The 14,729-nt window shown below is 72.6% G+C and carries 12 protein-coding genes; 1 reads left to right on the forward strand and 11 read right to left on the reverse strand.

The annotated features are described in order from the left end of the window. Positions 1-3 precede the first annotated feature (3 nt). The 4 genes from lepA to rpoE form a co-directional block, all read right to left on the reverse strand. Positions 4-1,797: a translation elongation factor 4 gene (gene lepA / locus FQY79_RS05785; RefSeq protein WP_146311913.1), complete on the reverse strand. Its 1,794-nt coding sequence runs from the start codon at positions 1,795-1,797 to the stop codon at positions 4-6. 171 nt (positions 1,798-1,968) lie between these two features. Beyond that, complete coding sequence (locus FQY79_RS05790) at positions 1,969-3,504, reverse strand: DegQ family serine endoprotease (RefSeq protein WP_146311610.1); 1,536 nt, start codon at positions 3,502-3,504, stop codon at positions 1,969-1,971. 111 nt (positions 3,505-3,615) lie between these two features. After that, positions 3,616-4,623 carry an RseA family anti-sigma factor gene (locus FQY79_RS05795; protein WP_146311612.1) on the reverse strand — a complete coding sequence of 336 codons (1,008 nt, stop codon included), beginning with the start codon at positions 4,621-4,623 and terminating at the stop codon, positions 3,616-3,618. Continuing rightward, positions 4,620-5,234, reverse strand: coding sequence for an RNA polymerase sigma factor RpoE (rpoE, locus tag FQY79_RS05800; RefSeq protein WP_146311614.1), 615 nt, complete (start codon positions 5,232-5,234; stop codon positions 4,620-4,622). Before rpoE ends, FQY79_RS05795 begins: the two co-directional genes overlap by 4 nt. A 229-nt stretch (positions 5,235-5,463) precedes the next feature. On the opposite strand from rpoE, the gene FQY79_RS05805 reads away from it, so the two are divergent. Then, on the forward strand, positions 5,464-7,539 hold the full coding sequence (locus FQY79_RS05805; RefSeq protein WP_146311616.1) for a 3-hydroxyacyl-CoA dehydrogenase NAD-binding domain-containing protein: 2,076 nt from the start codon (positions 5,464-5,466) through the stop codon (positions 7,537-7,539). Positions 7,540-7,692: 153 nt separating this feature from the next. Here FQY79_RS05805 and FQY79_RS05810 read toward each other — a convergent pair whose 3' ends face one another. From FQY79_RS05810 to fabF, 7 genes are all read right to left on the reverse strand, one after another. Beyond that, positions 7,693-8,766 (reverse strand): DUF4380 domain-containing protein, encoded by a 1,074-nt coding sequence (locus tag FQY79_RS05810; RefSeq protein ID WP_146311618.1) that lies wholly within the window; start codon positions 8,764-8,766, stop codon positions 7,693-7,695. After that, complete coding sequence (locus FQY79_RS05815; RefSeq protein WP_146311620.1) at positions 8,766-9,125, reverse strand: PilZ domain-containing protein; 360 nt, start codon at positions 9,123-9,125, stop codon at positions 8,766-8,768. The genes FQY79_RS05810 and FQY79_RS05815 overlap by 1 nt, the downstream gene beginning before the upstream one ends. After that, on the reverse strand, positions 9,122-10,168 hold the full coding sequence (locus FQY79_RS05820; protein WP_146311622.1) for a DNA polymerase III subunit delta': 1,047 nt from the start codon (positions 10,166-10,168) through the stop codon (positions 9,122-9,124). Before FQY79_RS05820 ends, FQY79_RS05815 begins: the two co-directional genes overlap by 4 nt. Next, positions 10,165-10,845: a dTMP kinase gene (gene tmk, locus FQY79_RS05825; RefSeq protein WP_146311624.1), complete on the reverse strand. Its 681-nt coding sequence runs from the start codon at positions 10,843-10,845 to the stop codon at positions 10,165-10,167. The genes FQY79_RS05820 and tmk overlap by 4 nt, the downstream gene beginning before the upstream one ends. Then, the gene (gene mltG, locus FQY79_RS05830) at positions 10,842-11,888 is read right to left on the reverse strand and encodes an endolytic transglycosylase MltG (RefSeq protein ID WP_146311626.1); all 1,047 of its coding nucleotides are present in this window, start codon (positions 11,886-11,888) and stop codon (positions 10,842-10,844) included. Before mltG ends, tmk begins: the two co-directional genes overlap by 4 nt. A gap of 38 nt (positions 11,889-11,926) precedes the next feature. After that, on the reverse strand, positions 11,927-13,300 hold the full coding sequence (locus tag FQY79_RS05835) for an aminodeoxychorismate synthase component I (protein WP_146311628.1): 1,374 nt from the start codon (positions 13,298-13,300) through the stop codon (positions 11,927-11,929). A gap of 130 nt (positions 13,301-13,430) precedes the next feature. Continuing rightward, a complete protein-coding gene (fabF, locus tag FQY79_RS05840) occupies positions 13,431-14,669 on the reverse strand; it encodes a beta-ketoacyl-ACP synthase II (RefSeq protein WP_146311630.1) in 1,239 nt (412 codons plus the stop codon). Between the last annotated feature and the right edge of the window lie 60 nt (positions 14,670-14,729).

Below are 14,729 nucleotides of genomic sequence, written 5' to 3' on the forward strand. Positions count from 1 at the left end.
CCCCTACTTGTTGTCCACCTGGAGCACCGCCAGGAACGCTTCCTGCGGGATCTCGACGCGACCGACCTGCTTCATCCGCTTCTTGCCCTCCTTCTGTTTCTCGAGGAGCTTCTTCTTGCGGCTGATGTCGCCACCGTAGCACTTGGCCAGCACGTTCTTGCGCAGCGCCTTGACGTTGGTGCGGGCGATGATCTGCGAGCCGATCGCGGCCTGGATCGCCACGTCGAACTGCTGGCGCGGGATCAGTTCCTTCATCTTCTCGGTCAGCTCGCGGCCGCGGCGCTCGGCGTGGCTGCGATGGACGATGATCGACAGCGCGTCGACCCGGTCGCCGTTGATCAGGGTATCCACGCGCACGAACGGGCCGGGTTCGAAGCGGATGAAGTGGTAGTCGAGCGAGGCGTAGCCGCGGCTGACCGACTTGAGCCGGTCGAAGAAGTCCAGCACCACCTCGGCCATCGGCAGCTCGTAGCTGATCTGCACCTGGCTGCCGAGGTACTGGATACCCAGCTGCACCCCGCGCTTGTCCTCGCACAGCTTGATGATCGGGCCGATGTAGGCCTCGGGGGTGAGGATGTTGGCGCGGATGATCGGCTCGCGGACTTCGACGATCTGGTTCACCGGCGGCAGCTTGGCCGGATTGTCGAGCGGCATCACCTCGCCGTCGGTGCGCAGCACCTCGTAGATCACCGTCGGGGCGGTGGTGATCAGGTCGAGGTCGTACTCGCGCTCCAGCCGCTCCTGCACGATCTCCATGTGCAGCATGCCCAGGAAGCCGCAGCGGAAGCCGAAGCCCATCGCCTCGGAACTCTCGGGCTCGAAGCGCAGGGCGGCGTCGTTGAGCCGCAGCTTGTCCAGCGCCTCGCGCAGGTCCGGGTAGTCCTCGGCGTTCACCGGGAACAGCCCGGCGAACACCCGCGGCTGCATTTCCTGGAAGCCCGGCAGCGGTTCGGGCGCGGGATCGCCGGCCAGGGTCAGCGTGTCGCCCACCGGCGCGCCGTGCACGTCCTTGATCGAGGCCGTGATCCAGCCCACTTCGCCAGCCGAGAGCTTGCCGGTGGACTTGCGCTTGGGGGTGAACACGCCGACGTCGTCAACCTGGTGGGTGCGGCCGGTGGACATGACCAGCAGCTTGTCGCCGCGCTTGACCTCGCCCTGCATCACCCGCACGAGCGAGACCACGCCCAGGTAGTTGTCGAACCAGGAGTCGATGATCAGCGCCTGCAGTTTGTCGGTGTCGCGGCGCTTCGGCGGCGGAATGCGGTGCACGATCGCCTCGAGCACCTCCTGCACGTTCAGGCCGGTCTTGGCGCTGACCGCGACCGCGTCGGAAGCGTCGATGCCGATCACCGCCTCGATCTCGGCCTTGGCCCGTTCGACGTCGGCGGTAGGCAGGTCGATCTTGTTGAGCACCGGCACCACCTCCAGCCCCTGCTCCACCGCGGTGTAGCAGTTGGCCACCGACTGCGCCTCCACGCCCTGGGCGGCGTCGACCACCAGCAGCGCGCCCTCGCAGGCGGCCAGCGAGCGGCTGACCTCGTAGCTGAAGTCGACGTGGCCCGGGGTGTCGATGAAGTTGAGGTGGTAGGTCTCGCCGTTGCGGGCGGTGTAGGACACCGACACCGAGTGCGACTTGATCGTGATGCCGCGCTCGCGCTCGATCGGGTTGTTGTCGAGCACCTGCGCTTCCATCTCGCGCTCGGTCAGCCCGCCGCACAGCTGGATGATGCGGTCGGCCAGGGTCGACTTGCCGTGGTCGACGTGGGCGATGATGGAGAAGTTGCGGATCTGCCGCATCGGGTCTGACATGGGGGAGGCGGCAGCCGCTCGCTCGTTCCGGGACAACGCGGGATTATCGCACAGGGCCGGCCCCGCCCCGTCTGCGCGCGGCCGCGGCAGGCGCCGCGGACCGACCCCCGCGGCCCGTTCGCGCGGGCCGCGGGCGGGGCCGGCGGGGCGGCCGACCGGTCAGTCGTCGCCGTCGGGGGTGATCGCCACGAAGCGGGTGCCGCCGGACCGGCCGCGCACCAGCAGCATCACGGTCTGGCCCGGCTTGACCCCGCGCAGCTCGCGCTCGAGCGCGGCCACGCTGTCCACCGGGGTCCGGCCCACGCGCAGCACCACGTCGCCGGGCGACAGCCCCGCCTCGCGCGCCGCGCGGCCCTCGACCCGGGCGATGGCCACGCCCTCGCCCGCCTGCAGGCCCAGCTGGCGGCGCTGCGCCTCGCCCAGGTCCTGCATCACCAGGCCGAGCACGTTGGCCGCGCCGGCCGGGCCCGCGGACGGGCCGCCCGGGCGGGCGGGGGCAGCGCTGGCGACCGGATCGTCCTCGAGCTCGCCCAGCACCACGTCGAAGCGGCGCTCGCGGCCATCGCGGAGCACGACCACCTTGATCCGCGTGCCCGGCGCCTTGTTGCCCACGATCGGCGGCAGGTCCCCGGGCTGGCGGATGACCACGCCGTCGGCGCTGCGGATCACGTCGCCGACCTCGATCCCGGCCTTCTCCGCCGCGCTGCCGGGCACCACCTCGCTGACCAGCGCGCCGAGCGTGTCGGGCAGCTTGAACCCGCGCGCCTGCTCGGTGGTGATCGGCGTGGCCTGGAACACCACGCCCAGCTGCCCGCGACGCACCCGGCCGGTCTCCTTGATCTGCTCGGCCACGTTCATCGCCACGTCGATCGGGATCGCGAAGGCCACGCCCATGTAGCCGCCGGAGTTGCTGAAGATCTGCGAGTTGATCCCGATCACCTCGCCGCGGGTGTTGAGCAGCGGGCCGCCCGAGTTGCCCTGGTTGATCGCGACATCGGTCTGGATGAAGGGCACGTACTGCTGGTTGGCGTAGGGGTTGCTGCGCCCGACCGCGCTGACGATGCCGGCGGTGACCGTCTGCTCGAAGCCGAACGGCGAACCGATCGCCACCGCCCACTGGCCCGGCTTGACGGTCGAGGCGTCGCCGGTGCGCACCACCGGCAGGTCCTTGGCGTCGATCTTGAGCACCGCCACGTCCGAGCGTTCGTCGCTGCCCACGACGGTGGCCTCGAACTGGCGCCGGTCGGTGAGCGTGACCTTGACCTCGTCGGCCCGGTCGATGACGTGGTGGTTGGTCAGGATGTAGCCGTCGCCGGAGATGATGAAGCCGGTGCCCATCGCACGGCCCCGCGGCGCGGGGCTGCGGCCGCCCGGCCCGGGGAACTGGAAGCCAGGGCCGAAGAAGCGGCGGAAGATCTCGGGGATCTGCTCCTCGAGTTCCTCGTCGGTGGACTGGCTGCGGCGCGCGCCGATGGTGGTGTCGATCTTGACCACGGCCGGGCCCACCTCCTCCACCAGGCGGGTGAAGTCCGGCAGTCCCGAGACCAGCGGCGCGGCGGGCACGGTGGTGGGCTGGGCCGCGGCGGCCACCGCGGCCCCGGCGGGGGTCCGGGCGGTGGCGATCGGCAGCGCCACCGCGGTGGCGGCGGCGGAAACCAGCAGGATCAGGGCGAAGGCGGAGACCGGTGTTTTCATCGGGACGGGTTCTCGGATTCAACCAGGACGGGCCGTGCGCGCGGGCCTGGGGCCTGCGCCGCGGGTGGCGCCGCGCGCGGGCGCTGCGCCGACATCATGCACGCAACCGGCTCAGGGTTGGCGCGCGTCCGCCGCGGCCGCTTCGCCCGGATCGGCGGGCGGCGGCCAGGGCAGGGCCTGCGGCGTGGCGGGCAGGAACGGTTCGAATACCGGCGCGCGCGGGGCCAGGCCGCCACCGGAAACGGTATAGCCACCGGCCGAGGGCAGCAGCGATCGCGGCCAGGGACGCGTCGCACCGGCCGGCGGCACCGGGAACGGGTCGTTGGTGGCCGCCGCCGCGGGCGGTTCCGCGGCGGACATCGACGCCAGGGCGACGTCGACGGACGCGCGGTCCGGCGTCGCCTCCGGCGGGACGGCGGGGGACGCGTCCGGCCGCGCCTCGCGGACCCGCGCCACGGCCGGCGCCTGGGCACGCTCGCGGCGCTCGGCGGCCCGGCGCGGCGTGTCGGCCAGCGCCGCCGCGGACGCCGCCAGCGCGAGCGCGGCCTCCGAACCGGCGCCAGCGACCTCGCCGGGCGCATTGGCCACGGCGTCGGCCAGCTCCCGTCCGGCCGCGCCGGCCGGCTGTCGCGCGACCGGCGGAGCCGGCTCGGGAGCGGTGGGAGCGGCGAGTTCGGCCACCAGCGGCGTGCGCTCGCCCGTCGCCGGCGACTGGCCCGGCACCGGCAGTTGGCGGCTGGCGAACACCGCGAGCAAGGCCACCGAGGCAGCGATCGCCGCCCCGCCGCCCCAGCGCGCGATCCGCGGACGGACCAGGCGCACCGAAGCATCGCGCCCGCCCTCGCCCGCGTCGCCGGCCACCGCCTGCGCCACGCGCTGGGCGAAGTCGGGCGGCAGCAGGTCGTTGCGCTGGCCGCGCAGCACGTCGCCGCACACCTGCCAGCGCTCCCAGCACGCCGCCAGCACCGTGTCGTGCTGCAGGCGGCGCAGCATGAAGCGCGCCTCGTCGGGCGAGAGTTCGCCGTCGAGCATCGCCGACAGCTGCTGCCGGTGGTACAGGAACAGCTTGTCGGGATCGGGCCTGATCTGCACCGGCTCGTTGTCGTCGACGTGGATCATCGTGCCGCTCGCTCCGCTCTGGTATCGCTGTCCAACAGGGGCCTGAGCTCCTGGTCGATCGCCTCGCGCGCCCGGAAGATGCGCGAGCGGACCGTGCCGATCGGGCAACCCATGCGCTGGGCGATCTCCTCGTAGCTCAGGCCGTCGACCTCGCGCAGCGTGATCGCGAGCCTGAGCTCCTCGGGCAATGCTTCGACCGCGCGCATCACCGTTTGTTCCAGCTGCTGGCGCATCAGTTCACGATCGGGCGTGTCGCTGTCGCGCAGGCGGATGCCGGAATCGAACTGTTCGGCGTCCTCGACGTCGATGTCCGCGCCCGGCGGGCGGCGGTTGCTGGCCACCAGGTGGTTCTTGGCGGTGTTGACCGCGATCCGGTGCAGCCAGGTGTAGAACTGGGAGTCGCCGCGGAAGTTGCCGATCGCGCGGTAGGCGCGGATGAAGGTTTCCTGGGCGACGTCCTGGACCTCGCTCCAGTCGTGTACGTAGCGCCCGATCAGGGCCGCGATCCGGTGCTGGTACTTGCGCACCAGGAGGTCGAACGCGGCGTTGTCGCCGCGCTGTACGCGCCTGACCAGCTCCAGGTCCAGTTGTTGGGTATCGATCTCGGCCATCCGGCCCGGCGCTCCTGCCCTTGCAAAACCCTGCCCGGCCTGGCGACCGGGGCCTGTGACCGCGTCCAGGGCCGGAAGTTCCGCCCCGATCGCCCGAACTGGGGGCGCCCGGCAGGCGGCACAAGGCGCGGAGGCGGTTTGCCCCGGGCCCGGCCGGCGCCGGATTTGACTGCGGCGCAACACCCTCTGGATCATAAAGGGCTACCCATACCCTAACGGATGGTCCCGCATGATTGCTGGCCTGGACGGACTGCGCTTCAGCCACTGGCAGGTCGAGCAGCGCCCCGACGGCGTTGCCGTGCTGTCGTTCGATCGCGCCGGCGAGTCGGTCAACACCTTCAGCCAGGACGTGCTGATCGAACTCGAATCGCTGCTCGAGCGGCTGGCCCTGGATCCGCCCAGGGCCCTGGTCCTGCGTTCGGCCAAGGACAAGGGCTTCATCGCCGGCGCCGACATCCGCGAGTTCGCCGAGTTCGACCGCAAGGGCACGATCGGCGACTCCATCCGCCGCGGCCAGCAGGCGTTCCAGCGCCTGGCCGAGCTGCCCTGCCCCACGGTCGCCGCGATCCACGGCTTCTGCATGGGCGGCGGCACCGAGATCTCGCTGGCCTGCGACTACCGCGTGGCCAGCAACGACCCGTCGACCCGGATCGGCCTGCCCGAAGTCAAGCTCGGCATCTACCCCGGCTGGGGCGGCAGCGTGCGCCTGCCGCGCCTGGTGGGCGCGCCGGCGGCGATGGACGTGATGCTGACCGGGCGCAACCTGTCCGCCGCCGCGGCCCGCGCCATGGGCGTGGTGGACAAGGTGGTCGAGCCGGCGGTGCTGGTCGATGCCGCGGCCGAACTGGCCCTGCGCGGCACGCAGCGTCCGTTCCGCCAGCGCTTCCTGGGCTGGTTCACCAATACCTGGCCGGTGCGGCAGGTGCTCGCGCCGGTGCTGGCCAGGCAGGTCGCGCGCAAGGCGCGCAAGGACCACTACCCCGCGCCCTACGCGCTGATCGAGACCTGGCGCCGCAGCGGCGGCGGGATCCAGGCCCTGCTCAAGGCCGAGCAGAAGTCGGTGGTGAAGCTGGCCGGCACCCCGACCGCGCGCAACCTCACCCGCGTGTTCTTCCTGATGGAGCGGCTCAAGGGCCTGGGCGGCAAGGATCCGCACGACATCCATCGCGTGCACGTGGTCGGGGCCGGCGTAATGGGCGGCGACATCGCCGCGTGGGCCGCGTACAAGGGTTTCGAGGTCACGCTGCAGGACCGCGAACAGAAGTTCATCGACGGCGCCATCGCCCGCGCGCAGGAGCTGTTCGCCAAGCGGGTGAAGGACGAAGGCAAGCGCCCGGCGGTGGCCGCGCGGCTGAAGTCCGACCTCGCCGGCGACGGCGTGGCCGATGCCGACCTGGTGATCGAGGCGATCATCGAGCGCGCCGATGCCAAGCGCGAGCTGTACGCGAACGTCGAGCCGCGACTCAAGCCCGACGCGCTGCTGACCACCAACACCTCCTCGATCCCGCTCGAGGAGCTACGCGAACACATCGCGCGCCCGGCGCAGTTCGCCGGCCTGCACTACTTCAACCCGGTGGCGCTGATGCCACTGGTGGAGATCGTGCGCCACGACGCGATGGCGCCGCGCACCGGGCAGCGCCTGGCCGCGTTCTGCAAGGCCCTCGACAAGCTGCCGGTGCCGGTCGCCGGCACGCCCGGCTTCCTGGTCAACCGGCTGCTGTTCCCGTACATGCTCGAGGCGGCAACCGCGTACGCCGAGGGCATCCCCGCGCCGGTGATCGACAAGGTGGCGGTGAGGTTCGGCATGCCGATGGGGCCGATCGAGCTGATCGACACGGTCGGCCTGGACGTCGCCTACGGCGTGGGCCAGGAGCTGGCGCCGTTCCTCGGCCTGGCGATCCCGCCGGCGCTGTCGCAGCCGCCCGAGCCCGGCAAGCGCGGCAAGAAGGACGGCCAGGGCATCTACGCCTGGGAGAACGGCAAGCCGAAGAAGCCCGAGGTACCGAAGGACTACAAGGCGCCCGGCGACCTCGAGGACCGGCTCGTGCTGCCGCTGCTCAACGAGGCGGTGGCCGCGCTGCACGAGGGCGTGGTCGAGGACGCGGACCTGCTCGATGCCGGCGTGATCTTCGGCACCGGCTATGCGCCGTTCCGCGGTGGCCCGATCCAGACCATTCGCGAGCTCGGGGTCGAGAACGTGCTGGCGCGCCTGAAGGCGCTGCAGGGCCGCTACGGCGACCGCTTCGCGCCGCGCCCGGGCTGGGACAACCCGGCGCTGCGCGCGGACGCCGGCCAGGCGGCCTGACGCAAGCAGGCGCGACGACGACCCTGGGCCGTCGCGTCGCCGCGCGCCACGGGCGCGGGAGCGCGCGCGACCTCGATCCGTGCGACACGGTCTCGCGGTTCGACGACAGCGCCTGCGCCGCAGGCGCTTCGGGATTCGCGCCGCGCGGGCCCCTCAGGGCGCGAGTCCGACCTCGCGCAGGGCCTCAAGCAGCGCGGCGCGCTGGGCCTCGAGCGTCTCCGGCCCGTCGTAGGGCAGCACCGTCCAGGTCTCGGCCGCCCGCATCGATTCGCCCGGCGCGAGCCTGCGCAGCGGCGCGTGCACCTCGAGTTCGAGCAGGCCGGCGCCGGGGTCGTCGTGGTGCCACTGCTGGTAGACCTCGACCTGGCCGTGCTCGGGATGGATCGATGCGTCGGGCTGCAGGTCGAAGCGGATCAGCAGCAGCTGGCCGGCGTTGAAGCCGGCGAGCCAGCCCGCGGAGGGACGGATGAACACCTTGCCGCGACGCCCGCCCTTGCCCTGCGGCGGCGGTTCGGCCTGCAGCGAGTACAGCCCGTCCTCCCACCAGGCGACGGGACCTGCGAAGAAGTCATCGCCATCGGCGCGCAGGCGCGCGTCCTCCGGACCGGCCACCGGTACGAACACGCGGCTGGCGGCCGGCAGGCGGGTGTTGAACCACAGGTCGCGTTCGATCTCGCGGTCACGGACGTTGACCGCCTCGGCCTCCAGTTCGACCGTCGCCGGCGCCCGTCCCGACAGGCGATAGCGCTGGTGCGCGCGCAGGCCGCTGACCGGGCTGTCGACGCCTTCGAGCGCGACCGCGTGCGCGGAGCGTTCGACGACGCGGTTGCGGCCATAGGCCAGCCACGGGTCCGGTGGCCACGGCGCGGCGGCTTCGCGGCGCCCCGGATGCACGTCCTGGTCGAGCCACCAGCCCGACTGCGGGCCGGCCCACAGCACGTGGCCCAGGTAGGGGATGTCGATCCCGTCGGCCGCCGGTGCGGGCGGCGGCACCTGCGCCAGCGCGGCGCCGACCTTGAGCAGGTTGGGCCGGTCCGGCAGCGACAGGTGCACCACGCGGCCGCCCAGGTCCGGCGCGATCGCGAGCCGGACGTGGCCGTCGTCCAGCCACAGCCATGCCTCCTCGCGCTGCGTCTCGCCCTGCGCTGCCGCCGGCGCGGCGCAGGCCAGCAGCGCGGCCAGCAGCAGCGTCCACGTGCGACTGCGGCGGCCGGCCACGGCGCGCATCACATCGTGTGGGTGGGCTTTTCGGCGGTGAGACTGCCGGCGAGCAGGGTCTCGATCCGGTTCTTGACCGCCTCGCCCTCGGGCGTGTCGGAAAACTGCACGCCCACGCCGGCGGTGCGCGCGCCCTGGGCGCCGGTCGGCGTGACCCAGACGACCTTGCCGGCCACCGGCAGGCGGTCGTTGGATTCGGGCAGGGTCAGCAGCAGGAACACCTCGTCGCCGAGGAAGTAGCGGCGCGGGGTCGGCACGAAAATGCCGCCATACTTGAGGTACGGCATGTACGCGCTGTACAGCGTCGCCTTGTCCTTGAGGGCCAGCGACAGGATGCCCTGCCGTGCGCCGCCCGGGGTGCTGCTCATCGGTTACCCCCTCGCTCCTGTCCCGGCGCCTGTCGCGCCGGGACGGCGCGCCACGCGACCAGCAGCTCCGCGATCGCCAGGTCCGCGCGCACCGTGGTGCGCAGCAGGTCCCGCGTCCGGTTGGCCGCATCGAACCACTGCGCCAGCTTCCGGATTCGCGCCGGATCGGTCAAGCCTGAAGCTTCGGCCAGGGCGAGGTCGGCGGCGTGGTACAGCCGCAGCGCCGCGTCCTCGTCCGCGGCCCAGCGCTGCGCGGTCTCGATCGGACCGGACTCGCCGCGCGCGACCCGGGCAAGATCGGCGGCGACTTCCTTGCGCAGCGCGAGCCCGCCGTCGCGCAGCCACGCGTCGGCCAGGCCGGGATGGCCGCGCGCCGCGTCGAGCGCGGCCTGCGCGGTGTCCACGTCATGACCCTGCGCGTGCAGCCAGGCCAGCGCCTCGTCGCGCGGCGGCAGGCGCATCTCCAGGCGCTGGCAGCGGCTGCGGATGGTCGCCGGCAGGCGCGAGGGACTGGACGCCACCAGCCACAGGTAGCGGCCCGGCTGGGGCTCCTCGAGCGTCTTGAGGATCGCGTTCCAGGCGTTGTAGTTGACCGCGTCGGCCGGTTCGACGATCGCGATCCGCACGCCGTGCTCGGCCGACAGCGCCAGCCGCTCGGACAGCTCGCGCACCTGGTCGATGACGATCTCGGTGCGCGGCTTCGGCGGCGAGGGCTTCAGCCGCCACTCGTAGCCGACCAGGATGTAGTCCGGATGCGCGCTGTGTCCCCAGGGATGCGCCGGCGAGCCGTCGGGCCGCACCTCGACCGGGTCGCGCTGCGAGCGCGCGTCGAACAGCCGGCAGCTGCGACAGGTGCCGCAGGCGCGGCCATCGGCGCCGCGCGACTGGCACAGCACGTAGCGCGCCAGCGCTTCGGCGACCGCGCGCTTGCCCAGGCGCTCGGGCCCGCACAGCAGCAGCGCGTGGCCGAGCCGGCCCTCGGCCAGGGTCGCCACCGCCTGGTCGTAGGCGCGCTGCTGCCAGGGCGCGAGCTCCGGGATCATGCGCCGTCCCGCCATTCACGCAGCAGCCGCACCGCCTCGCGCGCCACCTCGTCGGCCGGTCGAGAAGCGTCGATGACGCGGAAGCGCGCCGGTTCGGCGGCGGCGCGCGCGCGGTAGGCGGCGCGCACGCGCTCGAAGAAGTCGTCGCGCTCGGACTCGATCCGGTCCGGCACCAGGTCGCGGCCGCGGGTGCGGGCGCGTCCGCGGGCGACGTCGATGTCCAGCAGCAGGGTCAGGCCCGGACGCAGGCCGACCACGCGCCGCTCGAGCTCGGCGATCCACGCCGGGTCGATGCCGCGCCCGCCGCCCTGGTAGGCGTAGCTCGAATCGGTGAAGCGGTCGCACAGCACCCAGGCGCCGCGCGCGAGCGCGGGGCGGATGGTCTCGTGCACGTGCTGGGCGCGGGCCGCGAACATCAGCAGCAGTTCCGCATCGGCGGTGGGCGTTTCGTGTTCGCGGTCGAGCAGCAGGCCACGGATGCGTTCGGCCAGCGGCGTGCCGCCGGGCTCGCGCGTGCTCACCACGTCCGCGCCGCCTTCGCGCAGCGCCTCGCGCAGCGCGTTGAGCACGGTGGTCTTGCCGGCGCCCTCGCCGCCTTCGAGCGAGACCAGGCGCGGGTGCACCTGGATGTCGTCCGGGCCGGCGGCCGGCAGGGTGGCGCCTGCAGGACGGCTCATCGCGGACCGAACCTCTCGCGATAGCGGCGCACGTACTCGCGCACCGCGTGGTTGTGCTCGGCCAGGGTGCGCGAGAACACGTGGCGGCCGCTGCCGTCGCCGACCGCGACGAAGTACAGTTCGTCGCCCTCGGCCGGCTGCGTCGCCGCGCGGATCGCGTCCGCGCCCGCCATCGCGATCGGCGTCGGCGGCAGCCCGTCGCGGGTGTAGGTGTTGTACGGCGTGTCGGCGAGCAGGTCGGCGCGACGGATATTGCCGTCGAAGCTGGCGCCCATGCCGTAGATCACGGTCGGATCGGTCTGCAGCCGCATGCCCAGCTTCAGCCGGCGCACGAACACGCCGCCGATGCGGGCTCGCTCCTCGGCGATGCCGGTTTCCTTCTCGATGATCGAGGCCAGCACCAGGGCCTCGTCGGGGCTGGCCAGCGGCAGGTCGGGCGCACGCTGGACCCACGCCTGCTCCAGCACCCGCTCGAGCGCGGCATTGGCGCGGCGGAGCACGTCGAGGTCGCTGTCGCCGCGCGTGTAGACGTAGGTCTCGGGCAGGAACCGGCCTTCGGGGTGCACGCCGGGACGACCCAGTTTCTCCATCAGCGCCGCGTCGTCCAGTTCGCCGATGGTCTGCACCAGCGGCGTGGCCCTGGCCAGCGCCGCGCGCAGCTCGCGCATGTTCCAGCCCTCGACGATGGTGAAGCGGTAGCTGATGACGCGGCCGTCGCGCATGCGCTGGAGCAGCGTGCGCGGCGTCATGTCCGGCTCCAGTGCGTACTCGCCCACCTGCACCCGCGCGTCGGCGCCGAGTTCGCGCGCAAGCAGCTGCCACTCCAGATCGTGGCCGTCGCGCACGCCGGCCTCGCGCAGCCTGGCCAGCACGCGCCGGAACGAATCGCCGCGCGCGACCTGCAGCGTCGTCCCCGCCTCGATCCCGGACAGCGGCGCGTCGGCAAAGCCGGTGTACCGGTCGTACAGCCAGTACGCCACGGCCCCGGCAACCAGGGCCGAGAGCACGAACAGCACGCCAAGCGTGCGCCTAGCCGATGCCATGCGGCTGCTCCGTCGGTGGGGCGGTCGGGATCATCGGGCTAGGATACCGTGGCCCCGCCGGGGTCGGCCGCGAGCGCCTGCAGCAGGCCGCGCGCCTTGGCACGGGTTTCCTCGAGTTCCCGTACAGGATCCGAATCGGCCACGATCCCGGCGCCGGTGCGGAAGCGGACTTCGGCGCCCTCCACCTCGGCGCTGCGGATCAGGATGTTGAGGTCGAGGTCGCCGTCGCGGTTGAGCCAGCCCATCGCGCCGGTGTAGCTGCCGCGGCCGGTGCCCTCGAGTTCGGCAATCACCTGCATGCAGCGCACCTTGGGACAGCCGGTGATCGTGCCGCCGGGGAACGTGGCCACGACCACGTCGCAAGGGCCGGCGTCGGCGCGCAGGCGGCCGCGCACGTTGCTGACGATGTGGTGCACGTGGGCGTAGCTCTCGATCGCCATCAGTTCGTCGACCTCGACGCTGCCGGGCACGCACACGCGACCCAGGTCGTTGCGCTCCAGGTCCACCAGCATCACGTGTTCGGCGCGCTCCTTGGGGTGGCCGATGAGTTCGCGCACCCGGACCTCGTCGTCGTCGCCGGGCACGCGCGGCCGGGTGCCGGCGATCGGGCGCGTCTCCACCAGGTCGCCGCGGATCGAGACCAGGCGCTCGGGCGAGGCGCTGGCCACCGCCCAGCCGTCGCCGGCGTACAGGCCGGAAAACGGCGCCGGGCTCGCCTCGCGCATGCGCGCGTACAGCCGCGCCGGATCCAGCGCGGCAGCGAACTCCGCGCGCCAGGCGCGCGAGAGGTTGGCCTGGAACACGTCGCCCGCGGCGAGGTAGTCGAGCACCCGCGCGACGCCGGCGGCGAAGTCGCCGGCAGGATCCTCGTGCACCGCCGCGGGTGGCGCCCAGGCCGGCCAGGCGGGCAGCGACCCGGCCGCGGCCAGGTCCCGTTCGACCCGGTCGAGCATCCCGCCATGCCCGTCCTCGGCGACCGCGACGCAGGTGCCGCTGGCGTGGTCGCGCAGGACCGCCGCCGGGCAGCGTAGCGCCTGCGCCACGGGCAGGCCGCCTGGCGCATCGGGCAACACCAGCACCGGTTCCAGCTGGCGCGCGAGCTCGTAGCACAGGAGCAGCGCCCAGCCGCCGCGGAACGGCCAACGCGGCTCCTCGCGCGGCAGGCGCCCTGCGCGCCAGGCGGCGTCGAGCGCCTGCAGGAACGTACCGGGAACGACGGCCCCGGAGGCGTCGCGGGTGACGCCGTCGCGGCCCAGGGTGAGCGAGCCGCCGTCGGCCAGCAGCAGCAGGTCCCAGCGCGCCTGCGCGGTGCCGTGCGCCACCGACTGCAGCAGCAGCCGGTAGCGGCCCGGATCGACGCGGTGAAGCGCCAGGAGGTCGGTGTCGGGCGGGAGCGGCCTGCTGATCAGCACGTCTGGACGCCTGGGGTCGGATCAGGTGGAACCGGACGCCATCGCATCCGGCCGGCCGGCGGACGCTCCACGGCAAGCGGACATCCCGCGGCGGCAACGCGGCACGCCACCACGGGCGCGCCGCTGCGGTTCAGGCGCGCCGGAAGACCAGGGTGCCGTTGGTGCCGCCGAAGCCGAACGAGTTCGAGAGCGCCACGTCCACTTGCGCCTCGCGCGCGGTGTTGGGCACGTAGTCGAGGTCGCAACCCTCGGATGGATTCTCGAGGTTGATCGTCGGCGGGATCACGCCGGTGTGCAGGGCCATCGCGGAGAACACCGCCTCCACGCCGCCGGCCGCGCCGAGCAGGTGGCCGGTCATCGACTTGGTCGAGCTCACCATCAGCTTCGAGGCGTGCGCGCCGAACACCGACTTGATGCCCATGGTCTCGGCCAGGTCGCCCTGCGGGGTCGAGGTGCCGTGGGCGTTGATGTAGCCGACTTTCGACGGGTCGATGCCGGCATCGCGCAGCGCCGCGACCATGCAGCGCGCGGCGCCCTCGCCATTCTCGCTGGGCGCGGTCATGTGGTGGGCGTCGCCGCTCATGCCGAAGCCGGCCAGCTCGGCGTAGATACGCGCGCCGCGCGCCTTCGCGCGCTCGTACTCCTCGAGCACCAGCACGCCGGCGCCGTCGCCCATCACGAAGCCGTCGCGGCCGGCGTCCCACGGACGCGAAGCGCGCTGCGGGTCGTCGTTGCGGGTGGACAGCGCCTTCATCGCGCAGAAGCCGCCCAGCGAGGTCGGCGTGGTCGCGAACTCGGCGCCGCCGGCGATCATCGCGTCGGCGTCGCCATACTGGATCATGCGCGCGGCCAGGCCGATGTTGTGGGTGGCCGTGGTGCAGGCGGTGACGACGGCGATGTTCGGGCCCTTGGCGCCGGTCATGATCGAGACATGGCCGGCGACCATGTTGATGATGGTGCTGGGCACGTAGAACGGGGAGATCTTGCGCGGCCCGCCGTCGTGGTACTTGACCGCGGTTTCCTCGATGCCCTTCAGTCCACCGATGCCGGCGCCGATGGCCACGCCGATGCGGTCGGCGTTCGCCTCATCGATTTCCAGCCCCGAGTCGGCGATCGACATCAGCGCCGCTGCCACGCCGTAATGGACGAAGGGATCCATCTTCTTGATGTCCTTCGGCGGGATCCAGCGGCTGGCGTCGAAGTCCTTCACCTCGCCCGAGATCCGGGTGGCGAAGGCGGACGCGTCGAAATGGGTGATCGGGCCGATCCCCGAACGCCCGGCAACGACGCCGTCCCAGCTCGAGGCCAGGTCGTTGCCGAGCGGCGACAGGATGCCGATGCCGGTGATGGCGACGCGGCGCTTGGACATGTTCGGCTTTCTCCTCTCGATTCCTGGTGGCGTCGCGCCCCGGCCGGGCGCCGCAAAACG

Source organism: Luteimonas wenzhouensis (genome assembly GCF_007859305.1).
Lineage (GTDB): Bacteria > Pseudomonadota > Gammaproteobacteria > Xanthomonadales > Xanthomonadaceae > Luteimonas > Luteimonas wenzhouensis.

What these genes read in the sequence shown, in the direction of transcription:
- lepA (WP_146311913.1), bottom strand. Translation starts at nt 1,797, where the DNA reads ATGCGGCAGATCCGCAACTTCTCCATCATCGCCCACGTCGACCACGGC.
- FQY79_RS05790 (WP_146311610.1), bottom strand. Translation starts at nt 3,504, where the DNA reads ATGAAAACACCGGTCTCCGCCTTCGCCCTGATCCTGCTGGTTTCCGCC.
- FQY79_RS05795 (WP_146311612.1), bottom strand. Translation starts at nt 4,623, where the DNA reads ATGATCCACGTCGACGACAACGAGCCGGTGCAGATCAGGCCCGATCCC.
- rpoE (WP_146311614.1), bottom strand. Translation starts at nt 5,234, where the DNA reads ATGGCCGAGATCGATACCCAACAACTGGACCTGGAGCTGGTCAGGCGC.
- FQY79_RS05805 (WP_146311616.1), top strand. Translation starts at nt 5,464, where the DNA reads ATGATTGCTGGCCTGGACGGACTGCGCTTCAGCCACTGGCAGGTCGAG.
- FQY79_RS05810 (WP_146311618.1), bottom strand. Translation starts at nt 8,766, where the DNA reads ATGCGCGCCGTGGCCGGCCGCCGCAGTCGCACGTGGACGCTGCTGCTG.
- FQY79_RS05815 (WP_146311620.1), bottom strand. Translation starts at nt 9,125, where the DNA reads ATGAGCAGCACCCCGGGCGGCGCACGGCAGGGCATCCTGTCGCTGGCC.
- FQY79_RS05820 (WP_146311622.1), bottom strand. Translation starts at nt 10,168, where the DNA reads ATGATCCCGGAGCTCGCGCCCTGGCAGCAGCGCGCCTACGACCAGGCG.
- tmk (WP_146311624.1), bottom strand. Translation starts at nt 10,845, where the DNA reads ATGAGCCGTCCTGCAGGCGCCACCCTGCCGGCCGCCGGCCCGGACGAC.
- mltG (WP_146311626.1), bottom strand. Translation starts at nt 11,888, where the DNA reads ATGGCATCGGCTAGGCGCACGCTTGGCGTGCTGTTCGTGCTCTCGGCC.
- fabF (WP_146311630.1), bottom strand. Translation starts at nt 14,669, where the DNA reads ATGTCCAAGCGCCGCGTCGCCATCACCGGCATCGGCATCCTGTCGCCG.